This is a genomic window from Flavobacterium collinsii, assembly GCF_902804485.1.
Taxonomy (GTDB): Bacteria; Bacteroidota; Bacteroidia; order Flavobacteriales; family Flavobacteriaceae; genus Flavobacterium; species Flavobacterium collinsii.
This window is the reverse complement of sequence record NZ_CADCST010000132.1, coordinates 52,319-75,815: the sequence shown is the minus strand read 5'-3', so window position 1 is coordinate 75,815 and position 23,497 is coordinate 52,319. Positions and strand designations below refer to the sequence as shown.

Sequence of the window (23,497 nt, the reverse complement as noted above, 5' to 3'; positions counted from 1 at the left end):
TTTATAAGTCTTGATTTACATTTATTATTCTTATCTCTCCAAAGAAAATCATGAAAATATGTTAAAATATGATTTACCAAAATTTCCGGTCGATTATCAGGAGAAAATTAAAAGATACAGAAGATGGCAAGATGCACAGTTGTCGCTATTAGGGAGAATATTATTGTTTAATGCAACCGAAGAAATTTATAAGCATAATCCTTACGATAAAGAGATAAAACATACAAAATATAATAAGCCTTATTTTGATAATGACTTAATCCGGTTTAATATCTCACATTCAGGAAATATTGTGGTTTGCGCATTAAACGATGAAAATGAAATAGGAATTGATATTGAGATTATAAACGATATAGAAATAGAAGATTTTAAATCTCAGCTGACTGAATTTGAATGGAATAAAATTGTTTTGTCAAGAAATAAAAAAGATACTTTCTATGATTATTGGACTAAAAAAGAAGCTGTTATAAAAGCGCACGGAGATGGATTAGCAATCCCTTTAAGTTCATTTGAAATTTTAGAGAATACTACCAGAATAAATGAAGAAAATTTCTATTTAAAAGAAATAAAAATAGATGAAAAGTACAAGTGTTTTGTCTCACTAAAAACGGAGATTAACGAAATCTCATTAAAAAGAGTATAATATAAATCCAATAATCTAACTAAGAATAAAATGAAAAATTTAATAAGGCAGTTTTTATTATTATGTCTGCTTCCAACCTGTTTGTTTTCTCAAACGACTGCTTTTAAAATTGAAAAAACCGCTACTTTCTTTCCCAATGAGAAGAGTATTAACCAAGATAATATAGAATGGAGGTATTTAACTGTTCCTGAAAACTGGGATAAACCGGCCGGTAAAAAGATTAAAATTGCGGTTACAATTTTAAAAAGTGCCTCAAAAAGTAAAGATTTAAACCCAGTCGTATTTATAGAAGGTGGTCCGGGCGCAGGTGCAATAGGAGGGATATGGGATTGGCTTAATCATCCATTACGGGAGAAAAATGATATTGTTTTAGTTGATGTGAGGGGAACCGGTAATTCTTTGCCAAAATTTTGTCCTGACTTAGGGAAAAAATTTTTAGAGATACTGGCAAAAAATCAAAATAAAGCACAAGATGAACAGCAAAAAACTATTGCTGCAATAGCCTGTAAACAGGATTTAATAAACAGAGATATTGAAATAAGTGCTTATAATAGTAAGTCAATAGCTAAAGATTTAAATGCCTTAAAAAAGGCTCTAAAGTACGATCAATGGAATGTTTATGGGGTGTCTTATGGAACATACACAGCCCAGGTTTATGCAGATGATTTCCCTCAGGATATTAAGTCATTGATTCTGGATTCTCCAATTTCAGATATTTCCCAGTATTATAACCATAATACTGAAAATTACATGAATAGTCTTAAGAAAGTTTTCGAAGCATGTAAAAATGACCCTAATTGTGATAAACAATATCCAAATTTAGAAAATGTCTATTTTGAAACCATTGAAAAATTAGATAAAAAACCGATTACAGTTACAGTTGACAAGAAAATAATTCCTGCCGGAAAGTTCACCTATAACGCAGAAGATTTTAAAATTTCTATTCAACAATCTCTATATCATAAAAGATTAATAGAAGTATTGCCCTTATTAATTACAGAATTTAATAAAGAAAACAAAAGGACTTTGAGCTCACTGGTAGCGGCTTTTTCCGGGGCTTTAGGATTAGATTATGGCGCATATTATTGCGTAAGCTGCAATGAGGCTATTCCTAATAACTCGATTGCTGCGTTTGAGGAGAATGCGATTGCTTACAAACGATTAAAAGGAGGATTGTCATTTTATAAATCGGATTTTTTAGTATGTGATAAATGGAATTTAGGAATTGATAAAGCATCAAATCAATTGACTAATTTATCAAATAGGTCAACATTAACAGCACCAGTTCTGGTATTTTCCGGAGCATTTGATCCGATCACTCCGGCTACAAACGGAGAGATGACTATTGATAAATACAAAAAAGGATTTTTAGTAAATGCACCAGTTTTTGGTCATGCCCCTGGTTTTTCTAAAATTGGATTTAAGATTGTTAATGCATTTATAAATAATCCGAATAAAGATCCTGGTGTAAAAGGGTTTCAATCAAACAAAAAAGTTCACTTTGTTACTGATGTAAAAATTAATGGAGGAATTTCGAATTTTGCCAATAGTCTAAACGAATTTAATCTACTATTTTTTGCACCCTTCTTTATTGCTATAAGCATCCTATTAGTTACAATTTTCAATTTTTGTTATGCATTAGTTAGATATAGAAAAAATGTCGTTCAAAATAAATTTATGAAGAGCTTGATTGTAATTGCTTCTTTACTAGGTTTGTTTGTAATTATAGGACTTGTGCTGGTTGTAAATACTGTGGCTCAGGATAATTTTTATGTACTTGCTTTTGGGGTGCCGAATCAATTTGATTACTTGTTTGTAATTCAATGGGCTTTTGTAGTATTTACTATGATTTCAATACTTTATTTTGCTCTTAAAATTAAGTCAGTTTCGAATAAAAGCGTTATTGCAACAATTTTATTCTCTTTATTACTTATCGGTGTTTATTCCCAATATTGGGGATTTCTGTTTTAGAAGAATTGTACGATTTTACGGTTTTTATGATTCTGTTTTTGTAAAAATTAGCAACATAGGAATTTAGATATTATTAAGAGGCATAAAAAAAATAGCTACTGAGATTCGGTAGCTATTTTTTTTACGAGGTTTTTATATCTTGAAAACAAGGATTATAAGAATCACAAATTTCAACTTAGTACTTTTTTGCTATTCATGCAAAAGTTTTATTTAGTCAAGATCTTTTTCATTTTTGAAGACGGTTTCTGTAGTTTCTTGTTCGAACAGATTCAAAACAGGTAAATCAACAAAAAGCAGCTTTTAATTCTCAATAAACACTCCTATTTGTTGGAGATGTTTTTCGGTCTGGTATTTATTAAAGTTATCCCATTTTGGTGGAAAACTTGTTTTTTGTCCATACATGAGATCCAGACAAATGTTGTTGTCTTTGTATTTATCGTGAAGCACAGCCACGATTTTAAAGAAAAACTCATCTAGCATTACGATAGCCTCAAATTCCGATTTTAATTTGTTGTAATTAAGATCTGATGGATTTAGCAATTGCAATAAGTTTAGGACTTCGTTCTTCTCAGCTTCATTAATTTGGGTTAAATAACCAGTCTTTAAGGTTTTAAAAACCAAATTATTCCAGATTTCACTATCGTGTCCCCATTGGACATCGGGTAGATTTAAGGAATGCTCACAGATTAGAATTATTGAAAAAAGAACATCATTTAAGTATTCGGCCGGAAATTCGTCAAAGCTTCTGAATTCAAAACCACTTTGGTACATTTTCTCCTGATTGAAATCCAGACCCACTTCCGAAAGTAATTCGTACTCCATTTCTGTCTCAATCTGATCTCGCCACCAAATATTTTCTTCTTTTTTAAATTTTAGCAATTTTCTAAAATCTTCGACTTTATAGGTTAAGATTTTACCTTTAGGCATTGCTTTGTTAAAGGTTCCTACACCAATGTAGCGTGACATGGCATTTCTCATAGAACCCAGAGTAAATTTTTTGTCCAGGCTGTAGGTGTTGCTTATTACTCCCATAATATCTGGACTTCCAAGAGTAGCGATAAAAAAGGGCTCAAACCATTGCAATAAATAAATAGCGTTGGCATGTGTTTTATCAAAATCACTATAATCGACGATCCTGCTGTCTTTTGTTAACGAAGGTAAGGTAATATGAAAATGGTACGTTCCGTTATTAAACAAAACGAGATTTTCCTGGTTGGTCATGAACATATTAAGACCATTGTTATAATCCGGAAAATTTAATTTACCATTAAGTATCTCTGAGTCATTGATTTTATCGAGAAATAACTTTTTGGTCGCCTTTAATTCTTTACAGGAATCTGCTATTGTTCGATTTTCAAAATATTTAGTTACAAATTCTATAGAATCACCATCAAAATGAACAGAACCCATAGTTTTGTTTCTTTGGGTAATCATACTCTGAATATTATACGGTTGATCTTCAAGGAAAAGTTCCATAATAGATTTTCCGAGATATTCAGGATTTTCAAGTGGTTGTGGATTTGCTTCAGCAGTATGAACCAATGATTTTACAGGCGACAATGTTTTGTGCTGATAGTTTATGTCCAGTTTTTCCAACGAATGACTGTTCATCATTCGGCTCACTTTATAGTTGTCACTTGTGTTAAAAGCTTTTTTAAGCACGGGGGCCAAACTTTCTGGTTTGTAGCATTTTCTATAATCAATGCTGTATTTTTCAAAACCAATTTTTTGTTGTATAAATTCACCAGAAACTATTAGGGATTCTTCAAATTGCATGTAGGTTTCGTTTTCTAATCCAATTCCCCAATAATATTTTTTTGTCTGATTGTCTTTCATTTATACTAATTTTCTTTTTTAAGGTTATTTTAAAATTTTAAAGCCATTATTTTTATTCAAAAACAAGAAGTTCATCTACTGAAATTCTGAGTCGTAAGATCTTTTAACGGATAATGCAGTATTGTTTGCATCCATTAAAAAAACTTTATTGTATTTTTAAAATTGTATGAATTAATAGTAGTCTGGGAAATTGTACACTTGTATCGATTGAAAAATTGATTTAATAATTTTATAATGAGGGTATAAAATTACGATTCTTGTTAATTGTCTTTTTGTCAATGATTTAAGTAGGTATATAGCCGAATTACAACTCTTGCGATTTCTGTTTTTTTCAGACTGCGAAAGTAGTTCTTTATTATCTTATTTCCAAACAGTTAAAAGGTTGTAAATCAGTAATATTTGATTGTGTGGAGAATTGAAGGTATTCTTTTTATTTATTCATGGTAATAAAACACGTATGAGGAGTATAATTCGTCCTTCCACCAATCTTTTCTAACTTCTGAAAAATAATTATAATTTAGCTTTCCTGCCTGTGATTGCAGGGGATATAGGACGACACCATTCTCCCGATAAGCCAGATTCGAATTTGTTTCAGGAACAACGGGAACGATATGACCAGATAGTCCTTTTTCTTTTCTTTTGGCGCAAATTATTCCAATTCCACCATTGGTATTTACTTCGTTTTGAATTTCTTCGGGAGTAAACATTCTTTTCCAGCCAAATTGAGGTCCCCATTTTAGAAACCAATCGTGTATGGCACTGGAGTAAATACGCTCAACCGTTTGCTCAAAAACAGCTTCCACTTCTTTTCCCTGCGCTATTTTTTCGAGTGCGCCATCAGTCCACCAAACAGTTGGAAGATAGACACCACTGAAATAGCAATAATCATAAGAGTATACATTACAGTAGGTATCTTCTACTGTCCTTTGATATCTAATATTGGTTTCCACGTCGAGTTTATCGATAAGCTGGCCAATACTTTTTTTCTTACTGGAAACATCTGTCTGATCTCTAAATGGAATGCCGGAATCAGAAAGAGGCCTTTCTTTCATCCAAACAGAATCTAAACGGGATTGGGGATCTGGTAATAAATCGGCTTTCTTTATCTTACTATCCCATATTGGATTTTCGTCCGGGGTTAAAGGGGTAGTTTTTGCGGTATATTTCTCCATCTTGACTGCTTAATTATGAACTAGCATAACAGTAGGAATAGATTGTGTCCATAGTGTTATTCGGCTAGGTAAAAAGTAAATATAAGGATTTTAAGCTTTCCAATGCGTTTTTTTAGAAATGGCAAATTATAGCAAGCATTACAGTTTAGAACTGATTTTATACAAGTTGCCATAAAAAAATTGTGGAAATTATCGCATACTAATTTATAGGATAAATGGAAGAGCTAGGAATTAAATTGACTGATTTGTATTTAGTTACGTTTTTTTTAAAAGGATGGTAAGTTAAATTTTTATGTTTTTTTATCGCTACAAAGGTTAATTTTTGAGTTAATCGAGTAAATAGGAGGAAGACATCTATTTAGGTCGAAGAAAAAACACATACATTCAAATTATTGGTTGTCAGTCATTTGTGTTTGTGTTAAATTTGTTATAAGAATTTCGGGTAATACCTGTTCTGAAAAAATTACAACGCCCGGTTTATCTCAAAACCGATACTGATGATTTTTTTAAAAGACGCACACAGAAGTGAACGAAACTATTTTACAAAACTCATTTTTTATCACTTCAAAATTATTAAATCGCTCAAACATACCTATTATCCGGATAGAATTTCAATTATAAAACGTTATGTTGCGGACTACAATCTTCCTTATACTTCTTATCCATTTTATTATGCTGTAAGGTCACATTTTTAAGTGCCAAAAGGCAAAGGAGCAAAGGAAAATATTATGAGAACTGGTGAGATTTAGAATATAGATTCTATTACCTTAAATGGTTTTGTTTATATTTACTTCTTTCAATTTATAGAACCATGAAAAAGCAACTGTCTTTATCTCGTACATTATTACTTCTTTTTAGTCTTTTCTTTTGTGCGTTTTCTTCGAATGCTCAAAATGAAACCCATTCCTCTGAGGACAGAGACGAAATTGCCGATACTACTTTTGTAAACCTAAGAGATTACAGTAAGGATTTCGTCTATGATATGAAGTACGCTACTGAAGATAATTTTTTGAAGGCCAAAGTTTACGATTGTGCCGAATGTTTGTTGCGTTATAAGACTGTGAAAGCTCTAATAGCGGCGAATCATGATTTTATGAAGAATGGATGTAAAATAAAACTTTTTGATTGTTACAGACCTTTATCCATCCAGAAAAAAATGTGGGAGATTGTGTCGAATCCGGAGTATGTGGCTGATCCAAAAAAAGGCTCCATCCATAATAAAGGAGGAGCCGTTGATATTACTTTAGTCAATGCTAAGGGTGAGGAACTGGAAATGGGAACTAATTTTGATTTCTTTGGCATTCAGGCCAGTCATAATTATAAAAAATTTCCTGTGTCGGTTAGAGCAAATCGAAAATATTTGAAAAGTGTGATGATAAAAAACGGATTCAATTCTTTTGATTCGGAGTGGTGGCATTATAACTTAAAGACAGGTTTAAATGATAAAGTATCCAACCAAAAGTGGAAATGCGATTAATTATTCAACGCATCTTATGTTTTCCATGAAATAAGTATTCGGATGGTAAAGTTTACCATTTAATTCGGAGGTTAAATCTCTTTTTACAATATAATCTTCTACTTTGGTCAGGTATTTTATTCGCATAATCGAAATGGGAGATTTCTTAAGATCTTCGAAGTTGTCTTTCATGAACATAAAAATTCCGGTATTAATTCTATTGTCAAAACCTTTTTCATCGTGAAGAAGTGTACCGCAATTTTCTTTGTCGATATGAATCAGCGTTACTATTTTTCCATTTTCTAATTGTAAAAAGATTTTTGAGTTTTTATCAAAGCAGTTTGCTTTTATAAAGTCTTTACTTTTTTGGATAAGCTGTAAATTTAAAGTCGGTAAACCATCAGTTTGTGCCAAGGCGAAGAAAACATAATCAAATGTTCCTCCAAAGTATTTTTCGCTAACCATGTATTCGTTGGTTACTTTGTAGCTGCCTATTGAGTCGGTTACATTTGTACTGTATTCGCATGGTTTTTGTGCAAAGGCAGTAAAGGTTAATAAGAAAAAGGTTAGTGTAATTAGTTGTTTCATTTTTAAGTTATTTTTCTGCAAATTAAAACTATTTTGTTATCATTTTTATCGGTTGTAAAAAAACAATACAAATTTCCGCCATTTTTTATTTTCCATTTTTTTCGAATATTTTCCACCGTGTCCGGAAAGTTTCGCGTAGTGATATTCGCCTGCTGATTGACAAGTTCGGTTTTCATATCATTTTTGCTGTAAGGGATTACCTTTTCGATTTCAAAACGTCGCCCCGGAAAATCTATTAAAGCTTCGGAAGTATATAAATGTGAGTGTTTGTGAAGTTTAGCAATCTTAAAAATACTACTTACTTCATCGAATCCTCCTGATTTCATTATAGCCGAATTGGACTCATAAATATATTTCTGAGGAAGGTTGTAAGAAGGGATAACGGTTTCATTGCCCAGAATAAATTCGAAAGTTTCTATTTTATCTTTTAGAATATTAGCCGTTTTTATTGTGATTTCACCAGCATAACGATTGTGGATCTCAAATAGTAATTCTTTTACCTCGTTTTCAAGTGCAATAATGTGAATGTTTTTCACAAATTGGAGTTCTGATAATCCGGCGGAAAGATCTAGTAAGGGAGCTGTTTTTATTAAAACAGAATCTGTTTTTTCAAAGTAAAAGTCGAGTAAATCGGGAACATTGGGTAAGCAGTCTTTCAACATGAAAACTTTGCCTTTGGAATCATTCCTGCGGGATGGATCAATATAAATCCAATCCCATTTTTGATCAGAATGATTTAAAACAGAAGTAGAATCACCGGCATAGAAAGTACAATTTTTGACTCCTAGCTGCTCAAAATTATGCTTGACAATGGCTGATAGCTCTTCGTTTATTTCACAATGAGCCACGCTTTTGAATTTTTTGGAGAAATAATAATCGTCTACACCAAAACCTCCTGTAAGATCAATTAGACTTTCGCCCGAAATTAAAGAAGCCTTATAAGCCGCAGTTTTTTCAGATGAAGTCTGTTCAACGGATATCTTAGTGGGATAAATAATGTTTGCGGTCTCAAACCAGGTGGGCAGCTTGTCTTTTGCTTTTGATTTTGCTTCAATTTGATTCAAAATTACGATCCAGTCGATTTCAGGAAACGGATTTTTCTGAAGCGCTAATTTTGTAATTGGGACACCACTATTTTGAGTTATGAATTCCTGAATGCTTTGATTTAAAATAGCAGTATTCAATGTTAAATTCTTTCGGTTAATACAGAGACAATTTTGTTGTTAGGAAAAAATTCCTTTAAAATTACTTTCACCATAGTAAACACCGGAATAGCAATAATCATCCCGACAATTCCAAAAGTAATTCCGCTGATTAAAGTAACCAGGAATATTTCTAACGGGTGCGAATTTACGCTTTTTGATGAAATTATAGGCTGGCTGATGTTATTATCAATGGCCTGAACCAATAAAAACCCGATGATTACATAGATTGTTTTGGGAAGTATTTCGGATTGAAAATCACTTCCAATCATACTAATCATGGTTAAAATTCCCGCCAGTATAGTTCCTATAATCGGTCCTATATAAGGTATAACATTCAAAATGGCACATAAAAAAGCAATTACAAAGGCATTTTTATTTCCAAATATCATTAAAACAATTAAATACAGAATAAATACAACCGTTAATTGCAATAAGAGACCTATAAAATAGCGGGTCAGGAAATGGTTGATTTTAGTGATCGAATTTAAGATTTTGTCTTCATTGGTGTCAGGAAGAATTCTTCTTGCACTAACTTTAAAAGCATCCTGATCTTTGATAAAGAAAAAGGTGATGAAGAATACAGAAACCAGTCCCATTCCGATATTCGCCATGAAGCCTATAATTGAATTTAGAAAACCTGTAAAGTAGCTGAAATCGATTATCGATGTTATTTTAGATTCTTTTAAAACTTTATTTAAATCAAGATGTTGAATATTAAAGTAGGCTTCAATAGTTCGTTCTGTTTCCAGAAATTGCTGTTGCAGATTTTGAGTGTCCAGCAGCGATAGATTATTGGCTTGTGAAATGATTAACGGAACAAATAATAATATAAATCCAACTATGGCAAGTATGAATAAAACTAGCGCTGTAGAAGCTGCTAAAGAATTACTGAACTTTAATTTATTTTTTAAAAATTGTATTAATGGATTTGCAATTAAACACAATAGCAACGAAATACACAGATAGACAATTACAGTCTGAATTTGATATAGAAAGTATAAAATAGCTACAATAACCAGGATTGTAGTTAAAGCTCTTAAAATTCCGTTTGAAATAATTTTCGATGTTATCATGATTCGGTTTTAGAGGATAAATATAGGAAAAAGCATTTTAAATTTATAGGGAAACAAAAAAAAGCGGGATGTTGCCATCCCGCTTTTCAGTTTGTCTTTTATTCTTGTTTTTTGTTAGATTCCAAAAGCTGCTCTTGGACCTCCTGTAACAAATACAGCAGCCATTTTGCTTTTTTGTCCTTGTGAGAACATGTACATAGCATTGTCGTCTACATAATCCATATAGTTCATTGTCATTTCAACAGGAGTTCCTGAACAAGTGCTATAGTGAGGATATGCAGGTACACCGTAATTTGCTGTATTGTGAGTTGGAGTATCAGCAACGCCATCGCTTCCACAAGTAGCATCTCCCCAGATATGACGTAAGTTCATCCAGTGACCTACTTCGTGAGTTGCTGTTCTTCCTAAGTTGAACGGAGCATTAGCAGCACCTGATAAACCTAAATATTTCGAATCAATTACAACTCCGTCAGTAGCAGCAGCTCCTCCAGGAAATTGAGCATATCCTAAAATTCCTCCACCTATTGTGCAAGACCATAGATTAAGTTTAGTAGTTGGTGAAGTTGGTGCAATACCGCCCTGAGCTGTTTTTTTCATGGCGTCATTTGTTCCCCATGAAGTTTTGGTAGTCGATTTTCTAATTACCTGATCTAAAACAAATGTAATTCCTACATTCGCTTTTACACCTGCAAAAAGAGCCGGTACACTATTGTAATCTGAATTTAATGCATTGAAATCTTTGTTTAATACGTCGATTTGAGTTTGGATTTGTGCATTAGAAATGTTTTCAGCTGCAGTTCTGTAAAGAACATTCACTACGACCGGGATTTCAACCTTACCGTTTACAAGACGCTTTGTCAGGATCGCATTTTCAGTAAAAGCTTCAATTTCGTTCATTCTGATTGCTAAGGTAGGATCAGCTTTCAGTTGAGCTTCTAGAACTTCCTGGCTTGCGCATCCGCGATGTGCAATGGCATCAACTTTTGAATCTGTAGATTCTGATTGGTCGTTTTGACAAGAAAACAGCACTAATGCTGTGAATGCAGTAATAATGATTTTTTTCATAATAACTTGGGTTTTTGTTATAAAAAATTTGCTTTGGTTAATTATATTGCAATTTTATAACAAAATAATTATTGTAACAAAATAATTACAATATATTATTTGTGAGAATTTTACAATCCCTTGTATAATCTAGTTCTTACAAAAAAATGACTAAAATTATTAAGAAGTAAATTCGTACAATGTTGTTTTTGAGAATGTTATTATGTCGATTTTTGTTCTTTATGGAAGATTTTTGTGACAAATATTACGAAGTGAAATCTTATTACGTATTTATATGTAAGAATAACTGTTAAATTAATGGTAATTTTGGGTCTAATTAATCACGGAATTCCATCCGACTGTTGTTTTACGTGTTAAAAAGTAATTCCTGGTGTTTCTTCATTTGAAGCAAATCCAGAAGAAACAACAAAAGGTGAAATCATGATAAGTTGTATACTTACTATTAAAATGTGAAAAAGTTTAAAAAGAGGTAATCTCATAAAGCGCAATACTCGCCGCTTGTACAACATTCATACTACTGTTTTTTCCAAACATATTTATGTGCACAATTTGGTCCGAAATTTTTAAAAGTTCTTCTGATATTCCATTGATTTCACTTCCAATTAAAAGTGCAATTTTTTGATTGTCAGGAAGTACTACTTCTTTTAAGGGTTTACTATTACTCGTGATTTCTAAAGCAATAACCTCAAAATTATTTTGAAGCAGGTAGTCAGCAAGGTCGGCTGTTTCCTCAATTATGGTATGGGCTACGTGAAGATGAGTGCTTCGAGAAGTTTTGTTGATTTTTCGGGGAGTCAATGGAATATCTTTTCCTAAAAAAATAATATTCTCCACCCCAAATGCCTCACTGATTCTAAAAAGAGAACCAATATTCTGTTGAAAATAAATGTGATCACAAACTAATGTTATCGGAAATGTTTTTCTTTCAAATTGATTTTCTTCGTGAGTAAGCTGCACTTTTTAAAATTTAATTGGTAAAAATATAATTGATAATGTTGGCACCCATTTTCAGGGCTTTATCTCTAACGGCGGCAGGGTCATTATGTACTTCAGGGTCTTCCCAGCCATCACCCAAGTCACATTCGTAAGTATATAATAGTACTAATTTGTTTTCTATAAAAATACCAAAGGCCTGCGCACGAGTCCCGTCGTGTTCGTGAATTTTGGGCAAACCATTCGGAAAGGGATACGGTTTTTGAAATATGGGATGGTTAGCCGGAATTTCGATTAAATTATTGTTCGGAAATATTTTTTTAATCTCTTTTCGAATGTATTGATCCATTCCGTAATTATCATCAATATGAAGAAAACCGCCGCCATTTAAATAATTTCTAAGATTGCTTACATCGGCATCACTAAAAACAACATTTCCATGTCCCGTCATGTGAACAAACGGATAAGAAAGCAAATCCGGATTGCTAGGTTCTACTGTCGAAGGTTTTGCTTTTATTCGGGTGTTTATGTTGGCATTGCAAAACTTTATTAAATTAGGCAATGATGTTGGATTTGCATACCAATCGCCACCACCACTATATTTTAGCAGTGCAATCTCCTGCGAAAAAGAAGAAACAGAAACCAATAGTAATAAGAGAAATATTTTTTTCATAGGATTGTATTTAGCTAGTCGTTTAACTTTTATTAAAAGTCTCCCTTGTCATTTCGACAAAGGAGAAATCTTCACGAGTAGCTCGACAAAGATTGGTGATTTTCTAGACAAAGTTTCTGACGGAAATTTCTCCTTTGTCGAAATGACAAAACTCGCGGATTATTAAACTTCATTAAAAAAAACAACACTATGACAAGCTACAATTGCAGCCGTTTCAGTTCGCAATCGCGTATTTCCTAAAGCAACAGGCTGAAAGTTATGTTCTAAAGCCAGTGCAATTTCTTTTTCAGAAAAATCTCCTTCAGGACCAATAAGCAGGGTAACACTTTCATTAGGTTTTAAAACTTCTTTTAAAGATTTTTTATCTGTTTCTTCACAGTGCGCTATCAATTGTAATCCTTCGTTTTTTTGTTTGATGAACTCCTTAAACGAAATAGCGTCATTCAGTTTTGGTAAAAAGGTCTCATTGGATTGTTTCATTGCCGATAAGATTATCTTTTCAAAACGTTCCGGATTGATTACTTTTCGTTCCGAACGATCGCAAAAGACAGGTGTGATCTCCTGGATTCCTATTTCTGTTGCTTTTTCCAAAAACCATTCAAAACGATCGTTCATCTTGGTTGGAGCAACCGCAAGATGCAGTTTGAATTTTGGAGCCGGCGATTTTGTGATAGAAAGGACCTCTACAATACATTTATTGTCTGAGGCTAAAGTAATCTCTGTTTCAAACAATAAGCCTGAACCATTTGTTACGTGTAAGATATCGGAATCTTTTTTGCGTAAAACCTTTATGATATGACGGCTTTCTTCTTTATCGAAAGAAAAACGTTCTGTAGATTCATCAATATCTGGATTGTAAAATAATTGCATAATTAAAATTGGATTCGCGCTTTCGAAACAACTGCTGAAGTTTCAAAACGACTTGATAAATATTTTTGATAACCTACAATTCCTATCATTGCAGCATTGTCTGTAGTGTACTCAAATTTTGGAACGAAAGTTTTCCAACCGTATTTCCCTTCACTTTCTTTTAATCGGGTTCTGATGCCTGAATTGGCCGAAACCCCTCCGCCAATCGCAATTTGTTTGATTCCGGTTTCTTTTACCGCTAATTTCAATTTATCCATCAAAATTTCGATAATCGTATATTGAATAGAAGCGCAAATGTCATTCAGGTTTTCTTCAATAAAATTCGGATTCTCCAATTTCTTCTTTTGAATGAAATATAAAATGGCCGTTTTTAGTCCTGAGAAACTAAAATCAAGTCCCGGTACTTTAGGTTTGGTAAACGCAAAAGCTTTTGGATTTCCTAATTTTGCATATTTATCAATAAGCGGTCCGCCCGGATAGGGGAGTCCGAGAATTTTAGCGCTTTTGTCAAAAGCTTCACCAACAGCATCATCAGTAGTTTCTCCGATAATTTCCATATCAAAAAAACCATTTACCTTAACAATTTGAGTATGACCTCCACTAATGGTCAGCGCCAGAAAAGGAAATTCCGGTTTATCAAAACCTTCTTCGTCTATAAAATGTGCCAAAATATGCGCATGCATATGATTTACAGCGATTAACGGAATTTTTAAAGCTAACGCTAACGATTTACTAAAAGAACTGCCCACTAATAAAGACCCCATTAGACCCGGACCTTGTGTAAAAGCAATCGCTGTTAATTGATCTTTTTGTACATTTGCCTTACGAAGTGCGGCATCAATTACCGGAACAATATTTTGCTGGTGAGCTCTTGAAGCTAATTCAGGAACCACACCTCCATATTGATTGTGAATTAACTGATTGGCCACAACATTTGAGAGTACTTTGTCGTTATGTAGAACCGCGGCAGCAGTATCATCGCATGAACTTTCGATGGCAAGAATAAAAACCTCTGAATTTTGCATATAAAAGCACGAATTTTGAATTATATTTGACAAATCAAATATTTGATTTTCTTTTATTATAAGGAGAAGCCAAAATTAAAGAATTTTTATCAAAAACAGCCTTTCTTTGTCTGTTCAAAGTAAATTTAAAAGAAAACTAAAATAAAGCAGCTATCAGAAAAGTAAAGAAAATAATATCACGAACCCTCATTGGTTTAATTTTACTTTTGTTAGCACTTGCTATCATTCTGGCTTTGCCTGTCGTTCAGACAAAAATAGCCAAGTATGTTACAGAATCGTTAAACACTGATTTTAAAACCGATATTAGTGTAGAAAAAGTAGCTATAAACATTTTCGGAGGTGTGAAACTCAAGAAGGTCCTGATTCGTGACCATCATAAGAAGACTTTAATCTATTCTGATATAATTACCACTGATATTCTTAGTATTAAAAGACTATTAGATGGTGATTTGCTTTTTGGAGATCTTCGATTGACGGGTATGATTTTTAATTTGAAAACGTATAAAAACGAAGACGAGAACAATATCAACAAGTTTATTAAATTGTTTGAAACGGGGAAAAAAACGCCCAAATCAAACAAGCACTTTCTTTTGACAGCCAGAAATGCCTACATTTCTCAAGGTGCTTTTTCTGTCGTTGATGAGAATAAAACCACGCCAAGATTTCTCGATTTTAAGAAACTTAATGCTTATATAAGTGATTTTAAGCTCTACGGACCGGATGTAAACACCAACATTCATCGATTTTCGTTTTTGGATCATCGTGGTTTGTATGTTTCAAATTTTGCAGGGAAATTCACTTATACTAAAAAGCAGATCAAGGTTGAAAATTTAGCTATAAAAACGAAAAGATCCTCTATTTACGGAAAAGCGATTTTAAATTATAAAATAGAGGATTTCCTCCATTTCACCGATAAAGTTAAATTTGATGTAGCGCTGGATTCTGCTTCTATTGCTTCAAACGATATCCGTTATTTTTATGATGGATTAGGAAAAAATCAGCATTTTAAAATTAAGACAAAGATAAAAGGAACATTGAATGATCTTAATTTAAGACGTCTTAGATTGAGCGATACCAATGGTTCAAAGATTTTCGGAACAATTAACTTCAAAAATCTTTTAGGAAGTAAGGCCCAGAAGTTTTCAATGGATGGTAAGTTTGAAAAATTGGTTTCGAGTTACGATAATCTGGTTGTTTTATTGCCGAATATTTTAGGTAAAAAACTTCCAAAAGAATTACAGCGAATTGGCAGGTTTAATATCGTTGGAAAGGCAAAAGTCTCGACTACTGCTTTAGAAACCGATTTTAAGATGATTACCGATTTGGGTAACGGACAGGTCGATTTACACATGAACAATATCGATTTTATTGATAAAGCGTCGTATTCCGGAAATATTATCCTTGATAATTTTAATGTAGGTGCTGTACTTAATCGTAAAGATATTGGCAGGACGACTTTAAATGTAGACATAGATGGAAAAGGTTTTACAGAAAAATACCTTAATACTATTATAAAAGGAGATATCTCAAAATTAGATTACAATAAATACACCTATAATAATATTGTTGTCAACGGGAATTTTAAATTACCGTATTATAAAGGTCAGGTTTCTATAAATGACCCTAATTTGAGTTTAATGTTTGACGGTATGGTCGATTTAAGTAAACGCGAAAACCGTTATGATTTTCATATTAACGTAGACAATGCCGATTTAAGAAAACTTAAATTTGTCGATGATTCTATCTCACAGTTTAGGGGTGATGTTATTGTAGAAGTGACCGGAAATTCGATAGAGAATTTACAAGGAGCTATCTCGATCAAAGATGCTGTTTATCAGAATCCTAAAGATACTTATGTTTTTGATGAGATTTCAGTTAATTCGAATTTTGATGCTGATAAACTCCGCACCATAACCATTAGTTCTAATGATGTAGTAAACGGAGAAATAGTGGGTAAATTTCAGTTTGCACAATTGGATAAATTGGTCATGAACTCGGTGGGAAGTTTATACACAAACTATAAACCTTACAAGGTAAAGAAAGGGCAGTTTTTACGTTTCAACTTCCATGTTTATGATAAGATCGTTGAAATGTTGTATCCCGAGATCAAGATTGATTCAAGTACTGTCGTTCGAGGGAAGATTGATTCGGATCTGCAAGAATTTAAATTTAAATTTAATTCTGAAAAAATTACTGCTGCAAAAAATACCTTTGACAATATTCGAATTAGCATCGATAATAAAAATACGCTTTACAATGCTTATGTAGAGTTAGACAGTATAAAAACACCTTATTATAAAATACGAGACTTTAACCTGATTAACGTTACGGCTAAAGATACACTGTTTGTAAGATCTGAATTTAAAGGTGGGGAAAAAGGAGAGGATTATTTTAATCTGGATCTCTATCATACCATTGATAAAAACAAAAACAATATTGTAGGGATAAAGAAATCTGAAATGAAATTTAAAGACTATTTATGGTACTTAAATGAAAATTCGGAGAAAGACAATCAGATTATTTTTGATCAGTATTTTAAAAATTTTAGTATTGAGAATATTGTATTGTCGCACGAGAATCAGAAAATAGATCTGAATGGTGTTATAAAAGGGAAGGACTATAAAGATCTGGTGCTGAATTTTGAAGATGTTGATATTAATAAAATTACACCATTAAATTCCAAGTTTGTTTTTAATGGTAATCTGAATGGAAATGTCAATTATAAACAGAATAAAGATGTCTATCAACCCACGGCATCGATTGTGATTGACCATCTAAATCTGAATAAAACAGATTTAGGAACGCTTAATTTTGATATAGCCGGAGATGAAAGCTTTAAGAAATTTACAATAAATTCTACTATTCAAAACGGGTTCACAGAGTCTTTTAAAGCGGAGGGAACTTTTGCGGTAGAGAACAAAGAGACCATGTTAGATTTAAGTTTAAAACTTGAAGGGTTTAATCTGGCTACTTTAGGAACCGTTGGAGGAGATGTTTTATCAAATGTTCGTGGATCGGTTTCTGGAAACGCAGCGGTGGTTGGAAATTTAAAAAAGCCTGAAATTAACGGACGTTTGTATGTCGAGAAGGCAGGAATGACGATTCCTTACCTAAATACAGATTATGAATTAAGTGATCGTACCGTAATTGACTTAACCGATGAGAAATTCCTTTTCAGAAACAATCAGCTGACAGATACGAAATACGGAACAAAAGGTTTGCTGAATGGAAGTATCGAACATCATAATTTTGGTGACTGGAAGCTGGATCTAACGATTACTTCTAAACGATTGCTGGCGCTGGACACAAAAGACAGTGAAGATGCTGCCTATTTTGGTACCGCATTTATAAATGGTACTGCAAGTATTAAAGGTCCGACAGAAAGCCTGTTTATAAAGGTAGATGCAAAATCAGAAAAGGGGACTCAGGTTAAGATTCCAATTAACAATGCGCAAAGTGTTGGAGAAAGCAGCTGGATTCATTTTGTAACGCCACAGGAAAAGTATAACCTGGCAAATGGAATCCTCGAAAAAACCAAGAACTATAACGGATTGGAACTGGAGTTTGATTTTGATATTACTCCTGATGCCGAAGTAGAAGTAATTCTGGATAGAAATTCCGGACACGGTATGAAAGGAAAAGGATATGGTTCGTTATTGTTTAAAATTAACACACTGGGTAAATTTAATATGTGGGGAGATTTCCAGGCGTATGAAGGAACTTATAATTTTAAATATGGCGGTTTAATTGATAAAAAATTCTCGGTTAAGAAAGGCGGGTCTATTATTTGGGAAGGAAACCCTATGAAAGCGCAGCTAAATCTGGAGGCAGTTTATAAAACAACAGCAAATCCGGCTGTATTGTTGGATAACAGCTCTTCATTCAATAAAAAAGTACCGGTAGAAGTGGTAATTGGTTTACGTGGAGATTTGGCCAGTCCGGAACCTAATTTTGATATTCAGTTCCCTTCTGTTAGTAACGTCCTTAAATCGGAGATACAATATAAGTTAGATGATAAGGATATTCGTCAGACGCAGGCCTTGTATTTATTGTCGACAGGTTCGTTTATGAGTACAGATGGATTTAGCCAGGGCGACTTGTCTGGAACATTAACCGAAACCGCTTCGAGTTTACTGGGAGGTATTATAAAATCGGATAATGATAAGGTGAATATCGACTTAAATTATATTTCGGCAGACAAAAGATTAGGTCAGGAAGCTGATGGACAGTTTGTAGCGAACATATCTTCGCAGATCAATGAAAGAATAACAATCAATGGAAAACTTGGAGTTCCGGTTGGAGGAGTTAACGAGTCTGCCATTGTAGGAGATATTGAAATATTATATAGGGTAAATGAAGACGGATCAATGAATCTTCGTTTGTTCAATAAAGAAAATGATATTAATTATATCGGACAGGGAATTGGTTATACACAGGGAGTGGGTATATCGTATGAAGTCGACTTTGATACTTTTAGCGAATTGGTCAATAAACTGTTTAAAAACCACAAATTGGAAAGAGCTATAAAAAACTCTTCGAATGATTTACAGGATTCCAGTCTAAATCCGGACTTTGTGAACTTCTCCAATAAAAAGAAGGAAGACAAGAATAAAAAGAAAGAAGAGAAAAAAGAGGAAGAACGAAAAGTTCCGCCGCCTATAAACAATGAAGGATTGATCCCTGATAATGATTTTTAGGAAATTTGTTAAAAATACACTCATATGAAACCATTCGTTGCTGCGAATGGTTTTTTTGTGCTAAATTTAGAGGTTCGCTTATTTTTTTGAAAAGGGAAGAATGCTCTGAAATTTTATAACACTTCATTTATGTATTGTTAATTTTAAACATTCAATTAAAATAGGAGACATTTATTATTGTTAATGAATTTTTAGTGAAAGAAAAACTTATTAACGAAAACGTTTGAATTTAACATATTTTATTAATTTATTATAAACATAACCCAAGAAGTGGTGAATGTTTGCTAATTTTACACTTTAATACTTAAATAATGCCAAAAACAATAAAAAAAGTTGGTGTTCTAACATCGGGAGGTGACTCACCAGGAATGAATGCCGCAATACGATCAGTTGTTCGAACATGTGCTTATCATAATATAGAATGCATAGGAATTTATAGAGGGTATCAGGGAATGATTGAAGGAGACTTCAAAGAAATGGGACCCCGAAGCGTAAATAATATTGTAAACAAAGGCGGAACGATCCTAAAATCGGCTCGTTCAGTTGAGTTTAGAAGCCCGGAAGGTAGAAAAAAAGCGCATGAGAATCTTTTAAAAGCCGGAGTGGATGCTTTGGTTGTTATTGGAGGAGATGGAAGTTTTACCGGAGGATTAATTTTTAATTCAGAATATGGTTTTCCTGTAATGGGAATTCCGGGAACAATTGATAATGATATTTTCGGAACCAGTCATACCTTAGGTTACGATACAGCTCTAAATACTGTTGTAGATTGTATCGATAAGATTAGAGATACTGCCAGTTCGCATAACCGTCTGTTTTTTGTAGAGGTAATGGGTAGAGATGCAGGGCATATTGCTCTTAATGCCGGAATTGGAGCCGGTGCCGAAGAAATTCTTATTCCTGAAGAAGATTTAGGTTTAGACCGATTATTGGATTCTCTTCAAAAAAGTAAAGCTTCAGGAAAATCATCAAGTATAGTAGTTATTGCTGAAGGAGATAAAATTGGTAAAAATGTATTCGAATTAAAAGATTACGTTGAAGCCAACCTGCCTGAGTATGATGTTAGGGTATCTGTGTTAGGACACATGCAGCGTGGTGGTTCTCCATCTTGTTTTGACCGTGTTTTAGCAAGCCGTTTAGGAGTAAAAGCGGTAGAATCCTTGATAGAAGGTAAATCAAATTATATGGTTGGTTTACAGGCTGACAAAGTTGTTTTGACACCTCTTGAACAAGCAATTAAAGGTAAATCTGAAATTGACCGAGAATTGTTGAGAGTGTCCGATATCATGTCGACATAAAAAAAGTTTAAAAAAGGAAAGAAGTTTATTGTGAGGAAATTAGACTTTGAATTAGTGTAATAAAAAACAAAAATTAAGTAAAATGTCAAAAGTAAAATTAGGAATAAACGGATTTGGACGTATCGGAAGAATCGTTTTTAGAGAAACTTTCAATAGAGATAATGTAGAAGTAGTAGCAATCAATGATTTGTTAGATGTAGATCACTTAGCTTACTTATTAAAATATGATTCAGTTCACGGACGTTTCAACGGAACTGTAGAAGTAATAGAAGGAAAACTTTTCGTAAACGGAAGAAACATTCGTATCACTGCTGAAAGAAACCCTGCTGACTTAAAATGGAACGAGGTTGATGTAGATGTGGTTGCTGAGTGTACAGGTATCTTTACTACTATCGAAACTGCAAATGAACATATCAAAGGTGGTGCTAAAAAAGTAATCATCTCTGCTCCATCTGCTGATGCTCCAATGTTTGTAATGGGAGTAAATCATGAAACAGCAAAAGCTACAGATTTAGTAGTTTCTAACGCTTCTTGTACAACAAACTGTTTAGCTCCTTTGGCTAAAGTAATTCACGATAATTTCGAAATTGTTGAAGGTTTAATGACAACGGTTCACGCAACAACTTCAACTCAAATGACAGCTGATGGTCCTTCAAGAAAAGACTGGAGAGGTGGACGTGCTGCAAGCATCAACATCATTCCTTCTTCAACAGGAGCTGCTAAAGCGGTTGGGAAAGTAATTCCAGCTTTGAATGGAAAATTAACAGGTATGTCTTTCCGTGTTCCTACTGCTGACGTTTCTGTAGTAGATTTAACAGTAAAATTAGCAAAAGAAACTTCTTACGAAGAAATTATGGCTGTTTTGAAAAATGCTTCTGAAACTACAATGAAAGGTATCTTAGGATACACAGAAGATGCAGTTGTTTCTCAGGATTTTATCTCTGACAAAAGAACTTCAGTTGTAGATGCAGGTGCCGGAATCGGTTTAAATTCAACATTCTTTAAATTAGTATCCTGGTACGATAATGAGTACGGATATTCAAGTAAATTGATTGATTTGTCTGTGCATATTGCAGGTTTAAAATAATAATATATATTTTTGCAAAATCCCGTTATTGAATAGTAATGGGATTTTCTTATTTTGTTACTTCTTTAATTAATTTAAAAGCATACTTTTTATTTAGCTAAAGAAAAACTAATCCAAAAACTAAATAAAATGAAATTAATAGTTGATAGTGGATCTACTAAAGCCGACTGGATTGCAATTGATGATAATGGAAAAGTATTATTCACCACACAAACTTTAGGATTAAATCCTGAAATTCTTGACGGTCCCGAAATAGTCGAAAGATTAAACGACCGTTTTGACATCCTGCAAAATAAAAAAAATGCGACACATTTGTTCTTTTATGGAGCAGGTTGCGGAACCGATAGGATGAAAATTGAACTTTCGAGGATATTTCAGGAATATTTTGAGAATGCAATTGTAGAAGTTCAGGAAGATACTTATGCTGCAGTATATGCGACTACTCCTAAAGGAGAGGCTGCCATTGTAAGCATCTTAGGTACCGGTTCTAACTGCAGTTTCTTTGATGGAAAAATATTGCATCAAAAAGTACAGTCACTTGGATATATTGCAATGGATGATTGTAGTGGAAATGTTTTTGGAAAAGAATTAATCAGAAAGTACTATTTCAATAAAATGCCTAAAGAACTGGCTGTTGAATTTGAGAAAGAGTATAATTTAGATCCTGATTTTATCAAGAATAAATTGTATAAAGAGCCAAATCCAAATGCTTATTTGGCGACTTTTGCAAAGTTCCTGATCAAACATAAAGACACGGAGTTTTGTAGAAAGATCATCTTCAAAGGCATGAAATCTTTCGTTAAAAATTACATCAAGCAATTTGATAATTGCAAAGAAGTTCCGGTTCATTTTGTAGGTTCTATCGCTTTTTATCTAAAAGAGGAATTGCAGGAAACTTTTGATAAGTACGAACTTCAATTGGGTAATGTTTTACGCAGACCTATTGATGGATTAATTGCTTACCACGTTGCAAATCAATAAATAGAATTAAAATATGGAAATTGCTATTATAGCTCACGATGGAAAAAAGGCAGACATGGTTCAGTTTTTAAATAAAAATAAGACTTTGCTGCTTCAGGAAAACATTAAACTAATTGCAACAGGAACTACAGGAAGTAAAGCTGTTAATGCTGGTTTTAAGGTAAAAAGAATGCTTTCCGGACCAATGGGTGGTGATGCGCAAATTGCTGCAAGAGTAGCCGAGGGGAAAACAAAAATGGTTTTCTTCTTTAAGGACCCTCTGGCAAGTCATGCTCATGAAGTCGATATTAATATGTTAATTCGTGTTTGTGATGTGCATAATGTACCTCTCGCAACAAATGAAGCTTCGGCACAGTTGCTGCTAAATGCTATCGCTTTGCAATTATAGAATTTCTATTTTTAGATATACAAAAAAAAACCATTACGAGCTCGTAATGGTTTTTTTGTTTCAGGTTCCAAGTTTCAAGTTTGGCGCTTTAAGCACAATTATCAACTATAAGTTGAAACCTGAAACATTTTTTTATTTTACTGCAATTATGGAAATCTCTACATTTACGTTTTTTGGCAAACAAGCTACCTGAACAGTTTCGCGTGCAGGAGCTGTTTTTTCGTTAAAATAAGAACCGTAAACAGTGTTTATTGCCCCAAAATTATTCATGTCCATAATGAAGATGGTTGCTTTAACCACATTTTCAAAAGACATATCAGCAGCTTCGAGAATTGCTGCAATATTTTCCATTACTTGTTTCGTTTCATCATTGATGTTGTCAGTAATAAGTTCGCCCGAAGCCGGATTGATAGCAATCTGACCTGATGCGTAAAGTGTGTTTCCTGATAATACTGCCTGGTTGTAAGGACCAATTGGAGCTGGTGCCTTTTCAGTAAAGATGATTTTTTTCATAATAAATTATTTTTGTTCGATCG

At 33.3% G+C, this 23,497-nt stretch carries 19 protein-coding genes; 8 read left to right on the top strand and 11 right to left on the bottom strand.

All coding sequences use genetic code 11. The annotated features are described in order from the left end of the window. Positions 1–58: 58 nt before the first annotated feature. Positions 59–643, top strand: coding sequence for a 4'-phosphopantetheinyl transferase family protein (locus tag FLA105534_RS21105; RefSeq protein WP_246253286.1), 585 nt, complete (start codon positions 59–61; stop codon positions 641–643). Between the two features lie 30 nt (positions 644–673). Then, the gene (locus FLA105534_RS21100; protein WP_173968060.1) at positions 674–2,614 is read left to right on the top strand and encodes an alpha/beta fold hydrolase; all 1,941 of its coding nucleotides are present in this window, start codon (positions 674–676) and stop codon (positions 2,612–2,614) included. Between the two features lie 300 nt (positions 2,615–2,914). Here the strand turns inward: FLA105534_RS21100 and FLA105534_RS21095 are convergent, their stop codons facing one another. Both FLA105534_RS21095 and FLA105534_RS21090 read right to left on the bottom strand, forming a co-directional pair. Beyond that, positions 2,915–4,450: a hypothetical protein gene (locus FLA105534_RS21095; protein WP_173968059.1), complete on the bottom strand. Its 1,536-nt coding sequence runs from the start codon at positions 4,448–4,450 to the stop codon at positions 2,915–2,917. 434 nt (positions 4,451–4,884) lie between these two features. Beyond that, positions 4,885–5,622, bottom strand: a complete 738-nt coding sequence (locus tag FLA105534_RS21090; RefSeq protein ID WP_173968058.1) for a hypothetical protein — start codon at positions 5,620–5,622, stop codon at positions 4,885–4,887. 811 nt (positions 5,623–6,433) lie between these two features. On the opposite strand from FLA105534_RS21090, the gene FLA105534_RS21085 reads away from it, so the two are divergent. Continuing rightward, positions 6,434–7,099, top strand: coding sequence for a M15 family metallopeptidase (locus FLA105534_RS21085; RefSeq protein ID WP_173968057.1), 666 nt, complete (start codon positions 6,434–6,436; stop codon positions 7,097–7,099). Here the strand turns inward: FLA105534_RS21085 and FLA105534_RS21080 are convergent, their stop codons facing one another. From FLA105534_RS21080 to tsaD, 8 genes are all read right to left on the bottom strand, one after another. After that, complete coding sequence (locus FLA105534_RS21080; RefSeq protein WP_173968056.1) at positions 7,100–7,666, bottom strand: hypothetical protein; 567 nt, start codon at positions 7,664–7,666, stop codon at positions 7,100–7,102. 2 nt (positions 7,667–7,668) lie between these two features. Next, on the bottom strand, positions 7,669–8,850 hold the full coding sequence (locus FLA105534_RS21075; RefSeq protein WP_173968055.1) for a THUMP-like domain-containing protein: 1,182 nt from the start codon (positions 8,848–8,850) through the stop codon (positions 7,669–7,671). Positions 8,851–8,852: 2 nt separating this feature from the next. After that, positions 8,853–9,944 carry an AI-2E family transporter gene (locus FLA105534_RS21070; RefSeq protein ID WP_173968054.1) on the bottom strand — a complete coding sequence of 364 codons (1,092 nt, stop codon included), beginning with the start codon at positions 9,942–9,944 and terminating at the stop codon, positions 8,853–8,855. Positions 9,945–10,058: 114 nt separating this feature from the next. Next, positions 10,059–11,009 carry a zinc metalloprotease gene (locus FLA105534_RS21065; protein WP_173968053.1) on the bottom strand — a complete coding sequence of 317 codons (951 nt, stop codon included), beginning with the start codon at positions 11,007–11,009 and terminating at the stop codon, positions 10,059–10,061. Between the two features lie 459 nt (positions 11,010–11,468). Further along, complete coding sequence (locus FLA105534_RS21060; protein WP_173968052.1) at positions 11,469–11,966, bottom strand: TrmH family RNA methyltransferase; 498 nt, start codon at positions 11,964–11,966, stop codon at positions 11,469–11,471. A gap of 10 nt (positions 11,967–11,976) precedes the next feature. Further along, entirely contained in the window at positions 11,977–12,615 is a 639-nt protein-coding gene (locus FLA105534_RS21055; protein WP_173968051.1) for a DUF4159 domain-containing protein, read from the bottom strand. 162 nt (positions 12,616–12,777) lie between these two features. Then, positions 12,778–13,485 (bottom strand): 16S rRNA (uracil(1498)-N(3))-methyltransferase, encoded by a 708-nt coding sequence (locus FLA105534_RS21050; RefSeq protein ID WP_173968050.1) that lies wholly within the window; start codon positions 13,483–13,485, stop codon positions 12,778–12,780. Between the two features lie 2 nt (positions 13,486–13,487). Beyond that, positions 13,488–14,510, bottom strand: a complete 1,023-nt coding sequence (gene tsaD, locus FLA105534_RS21045) for a tRNA (adenosine(37)-N6)-threonylcarbamoyltransferase complex transferase subunit TsaD (RefSeq protein WP_173968049.1) — start codon at positions 14,508–14,510, stop codon at positions 13,488–13,490. Positions 14,511–14,716: 206 nt separating this feature from the next. On the opposite strand from tsaD, the gene FLA105534_RS21040 reads away from it, so the two are divergent. The 5 genes from FLA105534_RS21040 (at position 14,717) to FLA105534_RS21020 (ending at position 22,961) form a co-directional block, all read left to right on the top strand. Then, positions 14,717–19,207 carry a translocation/assembly module TamB domain-containing protein gene (locus FLA105534_RS21040; RefSeq protein WP_246253285.1) on the top strand — a complete coding sequence of 1,497 codons (4,491 nt, stop codon included), beginning with the start codon at positions 14,717–14,719 and terminating at the stop codon, positions 19,205–19,207. Between the two features lie 311 nt (positions 19,208–19,518). Then, entirely contained in the window at positions 19,519–20,505 is a 987-nt protein-coding gene (pfkA, locus tag FLA105534_RS21035; RefSeq protein WP_017497661.1) for a 6-phosphofructokinase, read from the top strand. A gap of 82 nt (positions 20,506–20,587) precedes the next feature. Further along, positions 20,588–21,592, top strand: coding sequence for a type I glyceraldehyde-3-phosphate dehydrogenase (gene gap, locus FLA105534_RS21030; protein WP_173968048.1), 1,005 nt, complete (start codon positions 20,588–20,590; stop codon positions 21,590–21,592). Between the two features lie 129 nt (positions 21,593–21,721). Beyond that, positions 21,722–22,573 carry an N-acetylglucosamine kinase gene (locus tag FLA105534_RS21025; protein ID WP_173968047.1) on the top strand — a complete coding sequence of 284 codons (852 nt, stop codon included), beginning with the start codon at positions 21,722–21,724 and terminating at the stop codon, positions 22,571–22,573. A 13-nt stretch (positions 22,574–22,586) separates the two neighbouring features. Then, a complete protein-coding gene (locus FLA105534_RS21020; protein WP_173968046.1) occupies positions 22,587–22,961 on the top strand; it encodes a methylglyoxal synthase in 375 nt (124 codons plus the stop codon). Between the two features lie 132 nt (positions 22,962–23,093). Here the strand turns inward: FLA105534_RS21020 and FLA105534_RS21015 are convergent, their stop codons facing one another. Continuing rightward, entirely contained in the window at positions 23,094–23,474 is a 381-nt protein-coding gene (locus FLA105534_RS21015; RefSeq protein ID WP_173968045.1) for a RidA family protein, read from the bottom strand. Positions 23,475–23,497 lie beyond the last annotated feature (23 nt).